The sequence below is a fragment of the Acinetobacter sp. WC-323 genome, assembly GCF_000314615.1.
Taxonomy (GTDB): domain Bacteria; phylum Pseudomonadota; class Gammaproteobacteria; order Pseudomonadales; family Moraxellaceae; genus Acinetobacter; species Acinetobacter courvalinii.
This window is the reverse complement of the sequence record NZ_AMZS01000068.1, coordinates 148,322-165,973: the sequence shown is the minus strand read 5'-3', so window position 1 is coordinate 165,973 and position 17,652 is coordinate 148,322. Positions and strand designations below refer to the sequence as shown.

Sequence of the window (17,652 nt, the reverse complement as noted above, 5' to 3'; positions counted from 1 at the left end):
GATCGATTTATTGCTCAAGAAATTGTCCTGTATCATAGGCAGTGGCAATGACAGTTCGATTACATCATCCAGGCAGATATTGGAAATGCAATAAATACGAATCGCTGCTAAGTTGCTGTCCGTTCAGAAAAATGAAGTTGAGCGTCAACCTGAGTTAGATTTAAAGTATACAGTTTGCCTAACTCTGCGGGCATGGTTAATAGGTCATCCAGCTTTTGCTGACGGGCCAAACAAGTCAGCAACTTAATCACCCCGCCATGTGTCACAATCAATGCCTTGTTCCAGTTGTATTGCTGCATTTGAACATAAATTTCATTAAAACCATGCAGGACACGTTGCTGGAATTGATGCAACGACTCCCCATTCGGCGCATGATATTGCGTTGGAAATTGCCAGAAATTTGCCAATAACTCAGGCTCATTTTCATAAATAGTTTGGGTAGAAACGCCTTCCCAATCACCAAAATACATTTCCTTGATTTCAGCATTGAGTAATAAGGGCAATTCGAGTTGTTTGGCTAATGCTACCGCAAAGTTTTGGCAGCGTTGCAAGGGCGAGCTGATAATTACATCCCAGTGTACCTGAGCATCAAGCTGCTGCTGAATGGTGGATTGCATTTGCAACCAACCTTGCTCAGTCAAGGCATCATCAAGATGCCCACGCAAGGTATGGCTCAGTGTGGTTTCACCATGCCGCAGTAAATCAAGGTGCAACTTTATCACCGGTTACAGCAGCTTCAGCAAAGGTCGCCATTTGATTATGCAGTACACAAGCCAGCTGCAGCATCGACAGTGCGGCTCCTGCACCACTGCCCTCGCCAAGACGCAAATTCATATTTAAAATAGCCTGAGCTTCTAAGGCTTTTAGCACACGCTGATGACCATATTCAGCCGATTGATGTCCAAACAACATCCATGCACGACTTTGCGGTTGGATGCGTACCGCGCATAAAGCGGCAACAGAGCTGATAAAACCATCCACCACGATTGGCAAACCAAGTTGTGCACAACGGATATAAGCCCCCGACATTGCAGCAATTTCCAGACCACCCACTGCAGCCAAGATTTTTAAAGCATCATCGGCAACATCTGCTTGATGCCACTTCACCGCCTGGTCAATGACCGAGATTTTATGTTGCAATTGTTGATTCGTAATGCCTGTACCCACACCCGTGAGTTGGGCAGCATCTTCATTCAACAATAAACACGCCAGTGCTGAAGCTGAACAGGTATTACCAATCCCCATCTCACCTGCAATAAAAATATCGGCAGCTTGTGCTTTGGCACGATCTACACTGTCTTTACCCAGTTGCAAGGCTGCTAAGCATTCCTGTTCCGTCATTGCAGCTTGTTGGGCAAAATTGGCTGTGCCTGCACGAATACAATGCCGTTCAACACCAACATATTCATAGGCTTCACCCACCGTACCACAATCCACCACTTGTAAATGTGCATGATGATGTTTGGCAATAACACTGATGGCTGCACCACCTGAGGCAAAATTTTGCAGCATCTGACGGGTTACCGCTTGCGGATAAGCCGAAATATTTTCTGCAACCACCCCATGATCGCCTGCAAAAATCGTAATCCAAGGCTGTTGAATCTGTGGATGTACTGTGCCCTGTAAGCCTGCCAGTTGAATGGCGAGCTGCTCAAGTCGCCCTAGCGCCCCTGTAGGTTTGGTCAATTGCAGTTGACGTTGTTCAGCTTGTTGTTTGGCATCTAAATTAGGTTGTTGTACGGCAGCTAAAAACCATTGTGCTTGTTCAGTCATGTTATTTCTCATCTTTTAAAATCATTGGAAAGCCTGCCACACAAAACATGACTTTATTGGCAAGTTGCCCCAAGGTCTGATGCAGACGTCCTGCTTCATCGACAAAACGGCGGCTGATTTCCCCCATTGGTACAACGCCAAGCCCGATTTCATTACTGACCAGAACAATTTGCGAGTGGAGTTGCGGTAAGACTGCAAACAATTTTTGCACCTGTTGTTGCTGTAAGGCTTGATCTTCCGCCAACAACAGATTGCTTAACCATAAAGTCAGACAATCCACCAAAATCAGCTGATCAGGCTGGTCCAATTGCAAAAGCCGGTCGGCAAGATAAAACGGTTCTTCAAGCACTTGCCAATGAGCTGGACGATGTTGTTGATGATGGGCAATCCGCTGCTGCATTTCTTCGTCTAAGGCTTGCGCCGTCGCCATATAAATGACGGATAACCCCGAATCCTTGGCGATTTGTTCTGCCAAACGGCTTTTACCTGAGCGCGCCCCACCTAAAATCAGTTGCAACATATTTAACCTAGTTCAATTTGCTGATAAGGATACAGTAATCCTTGTAAAATCTGTGCCTTATAATAGCCGAAAGTCAATTTTTTGACCTGAATCTTGATGCTTTTGAGAGCAAGTTGTTGTATCCGCTGCAATACCCTATCACTCGGCCACGCTTCACGATACAAACCTAAAGTAATATGCGGACAATATTCAGGTGCTGCGATCTCTGCGGAGACTTGAGCAAATTGTTGGCGAATTTGGCCCAGTACGCCCTGCTGATCTTGGATCTGTAAGAACAAAGCACTGCTAAAGCTATCGATCTGTGTAATTTCCAGCTCAAAAGCTGTGAGCTGTAATGCTTCAAGCAGTTTAATCTGCTGTTGTAATTGTTGTATCTGAAAATCGTCATCGTATTGTTTAACAGCAGGCTGCAAGAAACCGCAGACGAATGAGGTAATATGATATTGGCGTTGTTGTTTCGGCAGAAGCAGGTCTGAAAACCGGGTTTGAATTTCATCTAAATATTGAATCAGCTCAGGCTGATCAACTTCAATATACCAAATTGCATAGTCTGAACGCCCCAGATGCCATTCCGGATAATCCCGAACTATGGTCGGACACATTTGGGTAGCGGATTGCAATAACACAACAATATGCAGCCAAGAATATAGAGCTTAGGATTAAAACATAAGCTTAGGAAAAAATGGAATATTTGTGCATCTCTTCAATATTGTCTCAGTTTTTTATTAGAAATAATGTCAATCAAGCATATCTGCATACGCGGTCAGTTGAATGATCTGGCCTCATGTTGAACTTGACAAAGCTAGTGCCGTAAAGCTAACACAACTTTATAGATTTAAAGCTGTGTTAGGGCTCACGATCTTGGCTTGTCTATGGATTGCAATGCTAAACCAGCGCAGACTTGGCTTGGTTTTCATTCAGATCATAGCGAAAGGTTTCGTCATGCAATTCTGCCTGAATACCTTGATACAGCATATCTAATACTGCTTTCTTTTGACTGGTATTGATATCCATCATTTCAATATTTTTACCAATATGCTGCACAATCTCCAGCTCCTCAATTTCTAGCTGTTTTAAGGCATAGACATATCCATAGATTGCACCTTGGACAATCTTTTGATAAGGCAATTGCTGCTGAATATGATTTTCCAGACTACCGAATACGCGCTCATTAAAGCTTAGTTTTCTCAGCGGATCGCGTGCCACCCGTTCACAGGTATCTTTATAGGCGGAGCGACAAGAATGCAGAAAGCTTTCCGCCATCCGGTCCAGCTCTTTGGCCTGATTGGGCACAATATTGGCTAAACCGAGTTTGACTTCCTCAACCAGCTGTTCTACATATTTCTTGATTTTGGCATCGGCCAGTGCAATCCCGATCATGTCATGGCCATGCATGCTGGCATACCAGGCGGTCATGGCATGACAGCCGTTCCATAAGCGGTTTTTAATGATCTGGATATCAGAAATTTGCTCCACCAGAATCATTTGCCGCATTTTACTCAAGATCGGACTACGGTTTTCCACATAAATCGGCATATCGGTTTCGCTATGGAACAGGATCAGATCCATATTCTGCAAGAACTGGCCCGCCTGAAACTGTCCACGCATATCCGATAAACAGTCAGTCATTTGCTGTTCCTGTTTCTCGGTCAGTGCGGTTTCATCTGACAGCTCGATGGCCTCTTCATTCAGGTCAGATTGGTATTGTTTGAATAAACGATGCTTGATATTCAGCTGACGATACAGGGCTTGATCGGAAAGCTTGGCAACCATTCGGTTGACCACGGTATCGCAAAAGTAATGCTCACTGAGGATGTGCTCTGCGATATCCTCATCGGTAATTTCAAGCAAAGCTTCACGGATATTTTTCAGGACCAGATATTTTGCACAGACTTTATTCAAAATAATCAAAAAGGTAATCGGCTCATGCTGCTGCGTATCCTGTGACATGAAACGTGCCAATAACCCCCTCGCAATTGTTCTGGCTTCGGATGCAATGGCCTGTTCAGGCAAACACAGCGCGATCAGGCTGGAATGCATATACATCTCCAGCATGTGCTGTTCATTATCTGCATCAATCACCGTCAGGTTTTCGATCCGTTCATCATAAGAGGACTGTCCATAACGAATACTGTAACTGCCAAAGCTGTTGACCGATTCCAGATATAGGCGGTTTCTGGTCGAAGCGAGAATACGCTGGGGTCGGGTAAACCCATCCCAATGTGACAATACCTGTGCGATATATCCGCCACCAATGGCGCCAAAGCCATGAATCCCGACAGTAAGTTGATTGATACTTTGTGGAAATGGTTCTTGCAACTGCGGCATGCCCATTTCAGGAATATACTGGTCCAGCGCATTCAGACATTCGTACATATCCTGATAATAGAAATTTGCCTTGGCCAACATGCTGTCATTCGGTTCTTTGATGTCTTTAAATAAAATCGTGATGCCGCCCGCGTCACAGGCTGAACAGATCCCGTTTTCCGAATCCTCAAACATCAGACATTGTTGCGGCTGCAAATTTAATTTTTGCGCGGCTTTGATAAAAATTTCAGGATGCGGTTTGCCTTTTTCGACTTCATCACCACAGACCAGCAGATCAAAAAATTTATAGACATTGGCATTGATCAGGTATTCTTCGGCAATTGCCCGGCGACTGGATGTCGCTACAGCCATACGCAGGCCAGATTTGCGTAGTCGTTCCAGTACCTGAATCAGACCTTTCTTAATGGGTACACCATTATGACGAACCGATTCCAGTTCAAGTTCATCTGCTCGTTTTCGGATGGCTTTATACGGAACATCTTCACCATAAAAGCGCTGGGCAAGCTGTTCGGCTGTTTGTGCACTGAGTCCAAGACACTGCATTAAATATTCATCGGAAAATTCCTGTCCAATGAGCTCTTGAGAGGCCTGTTTCAATGTCTGAAAGCGTAATCGCTCAGTATCAAACATTGTGCCATCCATATCAAAAAGTGCTCCCTGAACAGGATAATCGTGAAAAATCAGCATCTTTACTCCTTTGTTTTGTTCTTGCGTTCCTTAGGTTAACCAAAAAAACATGACAAATTAGCGATGGTAAACAAATGAAATAAATTTGATCAAAAATTAATCTGAAGTTATTTTTTTCGGCGTATTGTTGACTAAATTTGTAAAGATTACTTGCATCTACTACAAAATAGTGATCGTTTTTTATTCACCTTGTTTTATAAGATGACTCCCACCAAAACAATCACCACTCAACCATGAGCTACAGAAAATTGAATATTGCTTATGAGTGATGAAGATTTAATCCTGCTCCAAACAACCGGATTCATTTGGGAAATAAAAAGCCGCACAAGGCGGCCTCAAAATTCAGACCTCTACCCGATATTTGGCTTGAACCAGTAACATCACAATCACACAGACAGATGGAACGGCTGCAATCACAAATAAATGAGTGATGATCAGTGATTTAGCCAGATATCCACCGAATAAAGGCCCGATCACTGAACCTAAACGGGCAATGCCAATACTCCAGCCCACACCTGTAGTGCGCAATGAAACTGGATAATAGCTGGCAGACAAGGCATTAATGGCAGGTTGTCCGCCGACAATGGCAAAACCAGCAATGAAAATAACCACATAGAGCAAGGCAATATGAGTAACCGAATAACCAATCAAGGCCACACTGACAGCGGCGACCAGAAAGGCTGCAACTAAAACCTTATAAAAACCGATCTTGTCAATTTTTAAGCCCATCACAATACTGCCAATGGTCCCGCCCAGTTGCAAGGTTGAACCAATCATCAGGGCATGGTTCAAGGAGAGTCCTGACTCTTTGGATAAGGTCGGTAACCAGTTGGCAAGGAAATACAGACTGATCATATTCAAGATACTGATCACCCAGATCGAGTAGGTAAAAAAAGCACGCTTATTTTTAAATAACTCTAATGGTGATTTTTTGATTTTAGGGCCGCTATTGCCAATTATTTGAGTTGCTGTATTGAGTTCCAATGCCGGATAAAACTTCTTCAGCCAGAATAGAATCGTTTGCTCATTCTTTTTATTTTCGCCTAAGAAATACAGTGATTCTGGTAACTTAAACAGCATGATAAAGAAAATGACCAGCGGAATAATACCGCCAAAATAAAAAATGGCCTGCCATCCGCCTATGGGCGTAAGTAAAGCAGAAATCCCTCCTCCCAGCATGGCACCGACTGTATAACCACAGGAAATCACCATCATGGTCAAAATACGATATTTATTGGGCACAATTTCAGAGCTATAGGTCATGGCATTCGGCATGATGCCGCCCAAGAAAATGCCCGTAATAAAACGTATGACCGCAAGCTGTTCAATATTGGCAACATGGGGTGTCCATAACATCAGTACAGAGAATACTAACGTTGAGATCAACAAGATCGGACGGCGACCATAACGGTCTGACAGTGAACTTAAAACAAATGAACCTACAAACAATCCAAACAAACTGGCACTAAACACCACACCCAACATGGTTTTTTCGACACCCCACGCCTCGATAATCATCGGCGCGGCATAGGCCATGGCCTGAATGTCATAGCCATCCATGATCATCAGCAATAAGCAGGTAAATAGAATAAATTTTTGATAAGGTCCGACACCTTGCTGGTCAATCAAATCATTTAATGCAACTTCTTTCATGGTGATTCCTTCTCCATGTTGCTTTAACTATAATTTTTCAATCTATTATTACTTTATTCGTAATTTAGTTATGATATTCGTAAATTCAGCAAATAACAATATGTTGTTTTATTCATCAAAAATACTTTTTAATTTTATATATCAATATATTGTTTATTTTTAAAATGATGTTTTCCACATAAAAAAACCTCAACATCCGTTGAGGCTTATTTTCAATTTAACGCTTAAATTCAGTTTAAGTCAGGCTTAAATCTTGAGACTGCTGCTGGCTATGCTGTTGTTGTGATGCGGTATAATACTCGCCAAACTTGTCGTAAAACGTTTCTCTAAAACAGTAATAGAGCATGGCTGTTTTTTCAGGCATCGGGATGAGACGCTGACTTTCATAACAAAGATCAGCAACAACCGCTGCATAAGGTTTTACCGTGTGGTCTGGCTCCCCTACAATTTTGCGTGCAGGCGAATTTTCAAAAATATAGAAACTTAATAAACGGATGGTTGGTCTTAAAAAGCCTTTACCAAAAACCGACTTATCGCCGAACAGTAAATGCCAGCCCAGATCAGTATCATCACCTTCATAGTAACGACCTAAACGATCACGCTTTCCTTCATAAATTTCGGTATAACCCACATCCTTCCCATCGACACCGACAATCAGTAAGCGTTGATGGTCATCGGCCAGCATTTTGTCAAAGTAGACCTGCAGCTCAAGTTCAGTCTTGTTCAGTTGCCACTGTGGAATCACATGTGGTTCATGCATCCATTGATGCAATAAAGGAATATCCTGCGGATATTGAATCTGACGTAGGTAATATTGTGTCCCGTCTTCGTAATATTCAAAATAATCAGGAAGTTTTTGTGACAATGTAAGCATGCAGATATTCCTTGCCTTTAATATTAGATGATAATGATAATCAATTTTATTAAGACAACAACTGTTATTTTTCTTGTTTTTTGTTAATGAAAGGAATCTGGTAAAAAATCGTTAAAACAACCCTTAGCCATTGAATACGCTACATATTTAATTGCCAGTTAAGCTAAAAACAAGCGCAGCCAGCATTGCACAGCACCAGATCTGTACAAAGTATTTTCTAAACAGATAAAAACCCAGCACCTGTAAAAAGAAGGCTGCAGGTAAGATCACAAATACCCAGCTGAGTGGCCCAACCGAGCTGCCTTCAGACCAACAGTTCAGTCCCAAAGAGCATGCTAGAAAAATAATGGCCGAGAAACCTAACAACTTTCTCCTGGTTGCATTTAACCAGACATATTGCAGTTGCTTCTGTCCATACTGACTCAGCATGCAGCCTTGTATAAAAGCAACCAAGGCCCAGCAAAGTGCTGCAAAACTCATGTTGAGGCTCCTGCAGGTTTAAATCTGGACAGATAAAAATGAATTGCGCCGAGATAAAGTCCACCTATCACGAGCAACACCAAATCTACCCCAGCCAGCGACCAACGCGAATGGCTGAGACTCTGCCATAAAGCAGCCTCTGGTACCATCACAAAACTACTGAGAGGGATCAAGAACAGAACCGCTGCTGTCATTGCCAATACCAGTAGCATAGCCTTTCGGGTACGCAGCAGCAGACTGATAAGCAAGCTCAACAGCCAGGTGAGATAAAAGGCAGAGACTTCATAACTCCCCCTCGGTTCAAATGCGGCAGATAACAATCGTCCTGCCAAAAGATAACTGGCACAGGCCAGCGGCAGCCCGAGGAAAGTAAAAAAGTTGAGATGCTGGACCAGCTTATAGCTAAAAGCATGCGCTTCTTTCATGCGTTTTTTCTGCCACAGCAAGGCACCTGCGGCCAACATTACACATCCCATAATCCCCATCACCGACAGGATCAAACGCATCCAGTAAGAGGCGAAATACCCCAGATGAATTCCGTAAGAAGATGAAGCCAGTTGAGCAATGGCAGATAAGTTTCGGGGTTGAGCCAGTGGTTCGGCAGTATGGGCTGCAAAAATATATTGTGGCGTATTTAAGGTAATAATATTTTTATAATTATAATCAAAGGTAATCATCGCCTCTGGTGTATTCGGTTTCTGTACTTCAAATTTATCGAGTATTGCGCCTGTTTGTGCCTGCGCGGGTAATTGTTGAATAAAGCGTTCAAATGGCTGCATGTTGTGTTGAGACGAGGATGGTTGCGGTTTTGCCATCTTTACAAACTGCATCTCATTATAGAACTGGGGTATACCGTCTTGCGCATAGTGTTTGGATAGCCCCCACGGCAAGACCAGATAAAATAAAATCAGTAGCCCGGTAAATGCCATCACCAGATAAAAAGGAAATGTAATCACTCCCGTTATATGATGCAGATCAAGCAAGGAACGCTGGCTTTTAAAGGCACGAAACACAAAAAACTCTTTAACGATCTTTTTATGTGTGATCACCCCCGTAATCAAACTGATTAATAAGATCAGGGCGACAATGGCCACGATGAAACTACCGATCTTGCTCGGCAGAGGATATAAGGTGTAATGCAATTTAAAAAAGAAATCGCCCGCCAAGGTCTGGCGTACGGGATGGAGTAACTTTCCTGTCACGGGATTTTGTAGCTGTTGGTGTTTGCCTGTCTGGTCCTGCCATTGGAGCAGATTGACTGGCATACGCTCACTGGCAACGGTCACACGCCATCTTTTTGCATCAGCGGCGTGCTGGTTAAGATAGTTAAATGCCGTTTGTGCCGAAGTCTGGGGAGTGGGTAGGCTCTGAATCTGGCTGAGCGCCTCAGGTTGTGCCCAGACATTAATTTCTGTACGAAAATAGGCAATCGACCCGGTTAAGAAAATAAAAAAGATGACCCATAACACCATAATGCCAAACCAGCGATGCAGAATGGCCTGTATTTGACGAAAATTCATCTTAACCGACTCCCCACTTGCGCATGAGCCAGTAGCTTGCCAGTAATAAGATGCCTGAGCTATTGATGATCCAGAACCAGCGTCTAGATACAATTGCACTGGTCAATATCACGTAAAAGATAAAAAAGATGAAACTGATAAAAACTGCAAAATAGACATTTTCAGCTTTGGCAAAAGGAAGCCAATCCGCTAAAACCAGACTGAGCCAGGAACTATAACAATAAGCCGCCAAACAGATAAAAAATACTCTGCGATAGCTTAACTGAAAGGTTTCTTGTTTTTCTGAGGGGCTCATCCGTATTGCCTTAGCCTGTAAAATCCAGCATAAAAATGAAGAAATATCTGCATCTTTACAGATATTTCTTCAGTCAAAGTTAGTAATCAAATGTATAGCTTAAGCCATAGGTACGACCTTCAGCAGGAATACTTGCTACAGGTTGATAGGTCACGACTGCTTGCTGAGCATAAACCGAACGATAATCTTTATCCCAGACATTATAAACCCCAAAATCTACACGACCTTTCCATGCTGGAAAATGTGCTAACACATCCATTGTCGTATAACCTTTGATGTCTACAGCACCTGCGGAATCATCTTTGACCGCTTTATCAGTCCCTTTGATTGCAAGCATCTGTACTCGCGCACCATAGCCTTCATCATTGTTCCACTCACCAAACACAGTACCCTTGACTGGTGAAACTTGCTGTGCATTCAACTCTTTCCATTTACCATCAGTTTCTTGATACTGACCGCGGGTATAACCCAATGTACCACCCACTTTAAAATCTTGCATAAAAGGATAAGTTGCTGTTAATTCAGCACCGTAAATACGCTGGTCAGTATCTACAATACTTGCGACTTTATCCACGAAGCGAAGAACTTTGTCAGATGTATTATAGAAACCGGTCACGCCAAGATTTAGTCCTTCATCATTATTCAAACGCCATCCAAGTTCATAGCTGTTGACACGAATGGGTTGAATATCAGCGGTGGTCAAGTTAAATGCATCCCGCATCATACGCTGTACATCTGGAAAACTAAAACCTTGTGAGAAGTTTGCAAAGACTTGTTGATCATCGGTCAGTTTATAGACTGTACCCAGATTAAAGAGCACATCATTATCGCTGACCGAACCTTTCGGTTGCTGACCTTTAGCAGTACTATAAGCATCTGTTTCAGCCTTAATATATTGGTAACGCGTACCAGCCTGTACATTTAAACGATCTGTTAATGCATAATCCGCTTGTAAAAAAGCCCCTGCACTTTGAATTGTTGTGTCAGGCCCGGCATCTGTTCTAATACCTGTTGGCACATAGCTTAATCCATTATTTGAAGCAATAAGTCCATCATAATATTGATGATCTTTTTCATGGTCATAATCCAAACCATAGGTCAGTTTTAAATCGCGTTGAGCGACTTGTAAATCACTTTGCACGGTAGAACGAAGTCCTGCTACTTCAATCTCTGATTGAGATTGTTTCACGGCTGGCTTACCTACATAAATCGGAAAGAAACGACCATTTTCCTTACGATAATACGCTTCTAAATTAACCACTTGTCCCAATACATCTTTATTTTGATATTGTGTATTGAAAGCATAGCGTTCTGTAAAAGGCTGATCCGGTAGTTGTAAGCCTTTTTTAGCAATATATGAATGAGGCTTATTTGTGGTTACACCGTAGTTCGCACCATAATCAGGACCATAATCCGTATCTTGCTTATCTTTATAGTATTGCGCACCAAAACTGAGTGATTGCATATCGGTTAAGTCGATATTTAAGCGGCCATTTACATCTATGGTATCTGTATCTTGACGACTCGTCTGGTACGGTTCTGGAGCGATACGGTCACCATGTGCATCGAATTGGGAACCACGGCTGGTAAAATTAGCTCCCAACATCCCGTTAAGATTATCTTGGGCAAATGAAACCGTTTGACCTACTTCATAAGCCAAACCATCACCCCGGAATTTGTTTGATGATGTAATACCAAGTTTTGTTTCAAAACTTAATGGTTTAGAAGGATCAGCGCGTTTAGTCACAATATTAATAATACCGCCTGTTGCCCCGGAACCATAAATGCTGGTTGCACCTGAAAGTACTTCAATACGTTCAATCATGCTTGGACTAATGCTGTTCAATTGACGAGCCACATCACGTGAACCGGTTTGCGATACCCCATCAATCAAAATCATGACATCACGACCACGCATGGTTTGACCATAGTTCGTCGATGTACCACTACTTACGCCCAATGCAGGTACCAGTTGTGCCAAAACATCGGCAACCTTACGCCCTGCGGTTGCCTGTTGCGTAATCTGCTGACGGTCAATGGTCTGAACCGTACCGGCAATTTCTGCAATATTTTTTGGTGTACGCGTTGCTGTGACGACAATCTTTTCTAATTGTGCAACAGGCTTCTGTGTGGGCGCTGCGCTTACTGCAATATCCCCCGATACAGCAGTTTCAGCATGGGCATGCTGTGCAAACATGGCCAGAACAGCAAGGCAACATGGTGTCATTTTAAACAGTACTTGTTTTGCCCTAAACTCATTATTGACTTTCATTTTCTCTTTTCTCCAGAGCCCTTCTATCACTCAAAAAATATCCAAAAGGCACGCCATCATACTAAATTTAATTTTTAATGAGAATGATTTTTATTAAAAATAATAATCTTCTTTCCTCTCTTGTTTAAAAAAATTGTTTTTCCGGTCTTTTTCTGCCTGCTCCAGCTGCTGGAACTGTTCCAGATAGGCTGCCGCCATGTCTGGTTTTAAGATAAAAACTCCATCTGCATCACCAATCAGCAAGTCACCGGATTGCACCGTAAACTGATTGAGCTCGATGCCGATATCCATTTCGACCAGACTTTCTCCTTCATTTCGTGTGGTGAGACAACTCACGGATTGAGCGAAAACCGGCAATTTGAGCTGCAGTAATGCCTGACGATCCGTGACCGCGCCCAACACCACGATACCAGCCAAACCGCAATGAATCGCGGCGACACTTCTCTGCTCTCCCCAGCAGGCCCGTTGCAAGTCATATCTGGCGTCGATGAGCAGGACTTCATTGGGCTGGCAGCTCAGCAATACCTGTCGCAACTGACTGGCATTCTTGGATTGCAAGCGCACGGTTCTCACCAGACCCACCAGATGCTGTTGTGGAGACATCGGAAAAATATGCGGGACATGTCCCAGATCCAGTACATGCCCGATGGTCGAGGTGGCAATGTTTTTATAGGCTTGAACCAGCCATTCGGGCTGGATAACTTGATTCATGATTTCATCTCTGTTGTTTTTTCAGCTGCAAGGGACAATTTCGGCATAGCTCCCCACCTGCTTCCTCCAGTTGAAAATAGAAGCAGCACTTTTGTCGCATATAGGTGTTGTATTCGGGATGCCAGTTATTGCATAACTTGAGAAAGGGATTTTCCGGCAGGTTAAAACTTTGTGCCGATTTTGCTTTTAACCGCTGTTGTTGCTGTTGCAACCGGATACGCATGTCATTGTCTAAATCTTGCTGCGCTAAAGAACGATAAAACTGCAGCATGCGCACAGCAATATTTTCCCAGAGCAAGGCATACGATACACGCCCCACGCGGGCAATCTGCTGTAACAGGCCATTGAACTGTAGCAACATGGCATCAAGCTCCGGCAGAGACATGCTGTGACAGGCGTAACCCGCCGAATCAGCCAGTTGGATTCGTCGCTCCCAGCTCCATGTTTCTGGTAGCTCTACGATAAAGATCGAAGGTTGCCATTTCACAAAAGGAAACGATGCCGCCTGACAGTATAAAAAAGGTAACACCCAGAGCGTGGCCCAGTATTTGATAAATAGTGAGGTGGCACATCTCTGGTTTTTGGCATGAATACGTGTCGCAAAATCCTGCAGCACCTGCCGACAGATCGAGTCGTCGAACAGGTCAGCAAGTGTGATTGCCTGCTGGCTGGAACAATGTATTTCCAGTTTCAGATGCTGTTGCAGCACTGAAAAAGAAGTTTCCAACTCTGCTTGAAAATACTGACACGTATTCATTACAGTTTATGCAGATCGAGCTAAAACATGCCAAAGCGGGTTTCGGGTCTCCCCAATTCCTGACGGCATACTACCAATGCGAGTCTCCTGCTCAAGCAAAGGCCGGATCAGCTGTTTATAAGGCCAGTTTGGTGACTCAAACAGTAAGGCCTGTAACTGACTTAGAATTTCAGGTTCAATATCCAGACTGTTTAGCACCTGCTGTAACTGTTCAGCCAAGACATGCCAGAGTTGATCTGCTGCAATCTGATAATATTTTGCCAACGCCTCGACTATGCAGCCTAAGTTGATTTGAATCCCCAGCGTCTGGATATAAAACAGCAAGGCTTCAACCGAGTCGTGATAAAGCGTATTCCTGAAATCATGCGGGCTTAAATAGTCCGGATCATCCAGACCATTTTGCAGTAGCCACGGCAGGTAAATACGCAATGAATCGTGATCTCTGAACATCAGGCCATCAAATTGACCATGTTTAAGCACCAGACACAGGTTCTGACCATGAATTTCACCCATCAAGCCGAGACGGAACAGACGTAAATTCACCTCAAAGAAGCAGGCACATAATTGGGCAAATTGCTCAAGCACATGTTCCTGATGATTTTCCAGCTGCTGCAGCTGCAAAATATAATCAAACACGGCAGGTTGCCCTAAAATGCTGTGTCCTAGACTGGCCATCGGAATCAGTTGATAAGGCTGTTGCAACAGTTCAGCTGGAATATGACGGCGTTGAGCGGCCAGATGAGTCGGCTTCTCTACAAACAGCCATTCATTGTCCGCACTTCGATCATCTTGTTTTTCCGGCAAATAAGACCACCATTGTGTCTCCTCACACAGCCATAATTTTTGCTGCAAAACGGGATCTTTTTGCCGTGCCTGCTGCAATAATTTCTGGTTTTTTTCGCCATTAATCATTTTTACAATCGGCAGAAAACGCAGAGATCCCAATGCCTTAATGCCAATTGGCAGTTTCAGGCTTTGCTGTGGAATATCCTCAGACAAAAGACTACGCATCGAAGCGCTGGCATACATGCCTTTTGAAACAAAGTTCAATGGCTGACAGATACCTGACGCAATATCCTCAGCAAAGAATTGCTGAAATAAATGCTGGAACTGCCACGGATGTACAGGCATGGCGATATGCGTTTCACTCAATCCGCGCTGGAACATTTCCTGTTTCAATTGATAGCGTTCGGCACGGTTAATAAAAATCTGGCTCGGCTGCTGGGTAAAAATATCTTCGACACCCGCACCAAACATCATTTTGTCTTTATGCACCGCTACCCAGTGAATACTTAGTTCCTGTGCAAATTCAGGACAATATTGCAGATACTCTTGCTGACTCAGCCCTTCCTTTAACTTGGATAACGGATGATAAGGACGATCCCGATAACCCGCATATTGCTCTAAAATGCGGAACACCTGTGCTGAGCTTTGATGAATCAGATCATGGGCATCGACTTGATGCTGTTGCAGCAAACGATATTGCGTTAAACATTTCTGGATTTGCTCAGAAAAGACCTGCAGCTTGTCGGCCTGACAATGTTGAAACAGTCCGATCTGTTGCAGACATTCAAATAGCTCAAATAATTCAATCGGGTGAACTTGCGTGTGCTGATTGCCTGCTGTAATTCGTAAAATTTCCGACTCGGCCGCAAAAGACCACGCTTGGGTAATGCCTGACTGTACAGCAAAAACAACACAATTGGGTGATGTTTGCTCAGGCAACAGTACCACGTACTGCTGCTCAGACCTATGATTAAACTGCTGTTTTAAGTCAAAACCGAATACATCCAGCTTGGCCTGTGCGGTTGAATCATCCACAATATACTGCTCAGGAATCAGGGCTTCCACCAGTAAGGCATTTACAAAGTCTTGTAAAATGGTTCTGTCAGTCAATTGATAGGCAGGTTGAAGTGCATTCATCAATAACCTCACTTGCCCTGCGCTTTAAACGGCGCCAGCGGGTTATCCACAAACTTGATCTGCATACGACCATCACCAAACAAACGGCGTTTGGTTAATGATTCAATCCGTAACTTTTCGGCAAAGACATCAAAAATCTGGTAACGCGCATTATGTTCAGGATGTTGTTGTTGATAGTCCAGAATGACTTCGGCAGCCCATTGCCAGAAATCCTGTTCTGTAACTGAATAAGTCTGATTAAGGAAAATCGCAATATCAGTCAAGGCCACAAAGAACAGGCAGGCACAGCTAAAGTCTCGAATCCCATCCAAATCATCCGTCAAGATAAAGGACATGCTATTGGTTTTGGCATGTTCAGGCGGTAACTGGTCCAGTTCAGGTGCCAGTTCCGGATGAGCCAGATGTGACGGACTATAACGTACGCCATCATGGAAATCCTTGAGCAATACACGGGTTGGCCAACCTTGTTGATGCACCAGAATAATATTTTGCCCATGCGACTCCGTCGCAATTCCTTCGGCAAATAACAAATGGATCAATGGGGTAATGACCACTTTCAACAATTGACGAGTCCATTGCTCAACCCCGTAGTGCTGTAACCACGGTGCAATCAGGGCCTGTCCATCTTTTTGAATATGGCTCACCCCATTCAGTTGAATCGCCTCTTCGCCTTCACGTAAATATTGATGCACGCTTTCACGCCATAAACAACCAATGGTGCCATAGGCCTGTTGGGCATGCGAAGCCGGTAAACGGGTAAAATCTACACTCAGACCATAAACCTCACGCAATACCGCAAAATCCAGTTGCTGCGCCGTTTCACTTTGATCAATCAGGCGTTGCAGCCAGTCGGTAATAATCGGCCCGTTCATCACGGTATGTTTTGCCAATACCCGTGAACTCGAGGTATTGGTCAAGCTCATGGAAAGCTTGATGTACGGTTTTTCCGGATGCTGTAAATTGGTGACGGTTCGCAAAGACTGCTGTGCCAGATAGCGGTCATGACTATGCCCTAAATAAATGATGTCCTGATCGGCAATTTCTTGTACAAAAATCGAGATCAGGTGATTTTCCCATTGCCAAGGATGGACTGGAATCCAGACATATTCAGCGGCATTTTGAGTTTGCTCATTCAGCTGTTGCTGAAACTGGATAAAGTCAGCTTCATTCAATTGTTCTTTAAAAAATGCGTCTGTTTCAAGGTGACTGGAATGGTTTTGTGCAACTAACTTCTGGTGTACGGCTAACCAGACCAAAGCCATCGGCTGGGCAAACTCCACCCCATAACGGACATTGTCTTGCAGACTAAAACCGACACGTGATTTGTAACATGGATGATAAGGATGCCCATCCATCAAATAGGATTCTAGAATATCGTATGGATACTGAATTGCAGGCAAGCTGTAGTTTTCAAAACAGACTTGTGATTGCAGGTCATGAATATAGGTACGCTTTAATTCAAAAATAAAATCTTCCACTTTGGCAGCATCGGCAATCGAGCGCAGAATCTCATCAATGACCTGATTTAGACGTGCTGGTTGTGTATTGCCCTGAGCATCCTGACGAAGTACCTCCTGATCACGTGCCAGTCGCACCAACTTATAGCTGTATTGGCGTTGCCCTTTGGCAATATACTGAACCGCTTGCTGTTGGCGATCCTGTACCTGAATCACAAAATTTTCACCATCATGCTCAGCGCTAATAATTTCTTCAAAAATCAAAGCTTGTAACAGTTGCTTGATCACACGTTGTTCAACCTCTTTCGCCTGCTCCGGTTGTGGCTGTTGCCAGGCTTGAAAAGTATTTTGAAGCATATGTGTATTGGATAAAACTGGATGTAATTGTCCCATATTTGTCTT

General features: G+C 43.6%; 15 protein-coding genes. All 15 read right to left on the bottom strand.

All coding sequences use genetic code 11. The features are described from left to right. Window positions 1-107: 107 nt before the first annotated feature. The 15 genes from ACINWC323_RS01500 to ACINWC323_RS01570 all read right to left on the bottom strand — a co-directional run bounded on the left by ACINWC323_RS01500 (window position 108) and on the right by ACINWC323_RS01570 (window position 17,643). Entirely contained in the window at window positions 108-713 is a 606-nt protein-coding gene (locus ACINWC323_RS01500; protein WP_009515531.1) for a histidine phosphatase family protein, read from the bottom strand. After that, window positions 703-1,773, bottom strand: a complete 1,071-nt coding sequence (gene cobT, locus ACINWC323_RS01505) for a nicotinate-nucleotide--dimethylbenzimidazole phosphoribosyltransferase (RefSeq protein ID WP_009515696.1) — start codon at window positions 1,771-1,773, stop codon at window positions 703-705. The genes ACINWC323_RS01500 and cobT overlap by 11 nt, the downstream gene beginning before the upstream one ends. 1 nt (window position 1,774) lies before the next feature. Next, window positions 1,775-2,293 (bottom strand): bifunctional adenosylcobinamide kinase/adenosylcobinamide-phosphate guanylyltransferase, encoded by a 519-nt coding sequence (cobU, locus tag ACINWC323_RS01510; protein ID WP_009515490.1) that lies wholly within the window; start codon window positions 2,291-2,293, stop codon window positions 1,775-1,777. Between the two features lie 2 nt (window positions 2,294-2,295). Continuing rightward, on the bottom strand, window positions 2,296-2,919 hold the full coding sequence (locus tag ACINWC323_RS01515) for a 2'-5' RNA ligase family protein (RefSeq protein WP_032881739.1): 624 nt from the start codon (window positions 2,917-2,919) through the stop codon (window positions 2,296-2,298). 259 nt (window positions 2,920-3,178) lie between these two features. Beyond that, window positions 3,179-5,308, bottom strand: coding sequence for a bifunctional mannitol-1-phosphate dehydrogenase/phosphatase (gene mtlD, locus ACINWC323_RS01520; protein ID WP_009515538.1), 2,130 nt, complete (start codon window positions 5,306-5,308; stop codon window positions 3,179-3,181). A gap of 342 nt (window positions 5,309-5,650) precedes the next feature. Continuing rightward, window positions 5,651-6,961: an MFS transporter gene (locus ACINWC323_RS01525; protein ID WP_009515427.1), complete on the bottom strand. Its 1,311-nt coding sequence runs from the start codon at window positions 6,959-6,961 to the stop codon at window positions 5,651-5,653. Window positions 6,962-7,196: 235 nt separating this feature from the next. After that, window positions 7,197-7,835 carry a GNAT family N-acetyltransferase gene (locus ACINWC323_RS01530; protein WP_009515525.1) on the bottom strand — a complete coding sequence of 213 codons (639 nt, stop codon included), beginning with the start codon at window positions 7,833-7,835 and terminating at the stop codon, window positions 7,197-7,199. A gap of 147 nt (window positions 7,836-7,982) precedes the next feature. Then, window positions 7,983-8,315, bottom strand: coding sequence for a hypothetical protein (locus ACINWC323_RS01535; RefSeq protein ID WP_009515644.1), 333 nt, complete (start codon window positions 8,313-8,315; stop codon window positions 7,983-7,985). After that, window positions 8,312-9,835: a PepSY-associated TM helix domain-containing protein gene (locus tag ACINWC323_RS01540; RefSeq protein WP_009515476.1), complete on the bottom strand. Its 1,524-nt coding sequence runs from the start codon at window positions 9,833-9,835 to the stop codon at window positions 8,312-8,314. The genes ACINWC323_RS01535 and ACINWC323_RS01540 overlap by 4 nt, the downstream gene beginning before the upstream one ends. 1 nt (window position 9,836) lies before the next feature. Further along, window positions 9,837-10,130, bottom strand: a complete 294-nt coding sequence (locus tag ACINWC323_RS01545; protein ID WP_009515685.1) for a hypothetical protein — start codon at window positions 10,128-10,130, stop codon at window positions 9,837-9,839. A gap of 79 nt (window positions 10,131-10,209) precedes the next feature. Next, window positions 10,210-12,402: a TonB-dependent receptor gene (locus ACINWC323_RS01550; protein WP_009515543.1), complete on the bottom strand. Its 2,193-nt coding sequence runs from the start codon at window positions 12,400-12,402 to the stop codon at window positions 10,210-10,212. A 93-nt stretch (window positions 12,403-12,495) separates the two neighbouring features. Next, a complete protein-coding gene (locus ACINWC323_RS01555; protein ID WP_009515651.1) occupies window positions 12,496-13,113 on the bottom strand; it encodes an RraA family protein in 618 nt (205 codons plus the stop codon). Window positions 13,114-13,117: 4 nt separating this feature from the next. Next, entirely contained in the window at window positions 13,118-13,870 is a 753-nt protein-coding gene (locus ACINWC323_RS01560; protein ID WP_009515452.1) for a (2Fe-2S)-binding protein, read from the bottom strand. Between the two features lie 6 nt (window positions 13,871-13,876). Beyond that, the gene (locus tag ACINWC323_RS01565) at window positions 13,877-15,793 is read right to left on the bottom strand and encodes an IucA/IucC family protein (RefSeq protein WP_009515586.1); all 1,917 of its coding nucleotides are present in this window, start codon (window positions 15,791-15,793) and stop codon (window positions 13,877-13,879) included. Window positions 15,794-15,801: 8 nt separating this feature from the next. Further along, entirely contained in the window at window positions 15,802-17,643 is a 1,842-nt protein-coding gene (locus ACINWC323_RS01570) for an IucA/IucC family protein (protein WP_009515620.1), read from the bottom strand. Window positions 17,644-17,652 lie beyond the last annotated feature (9 nt).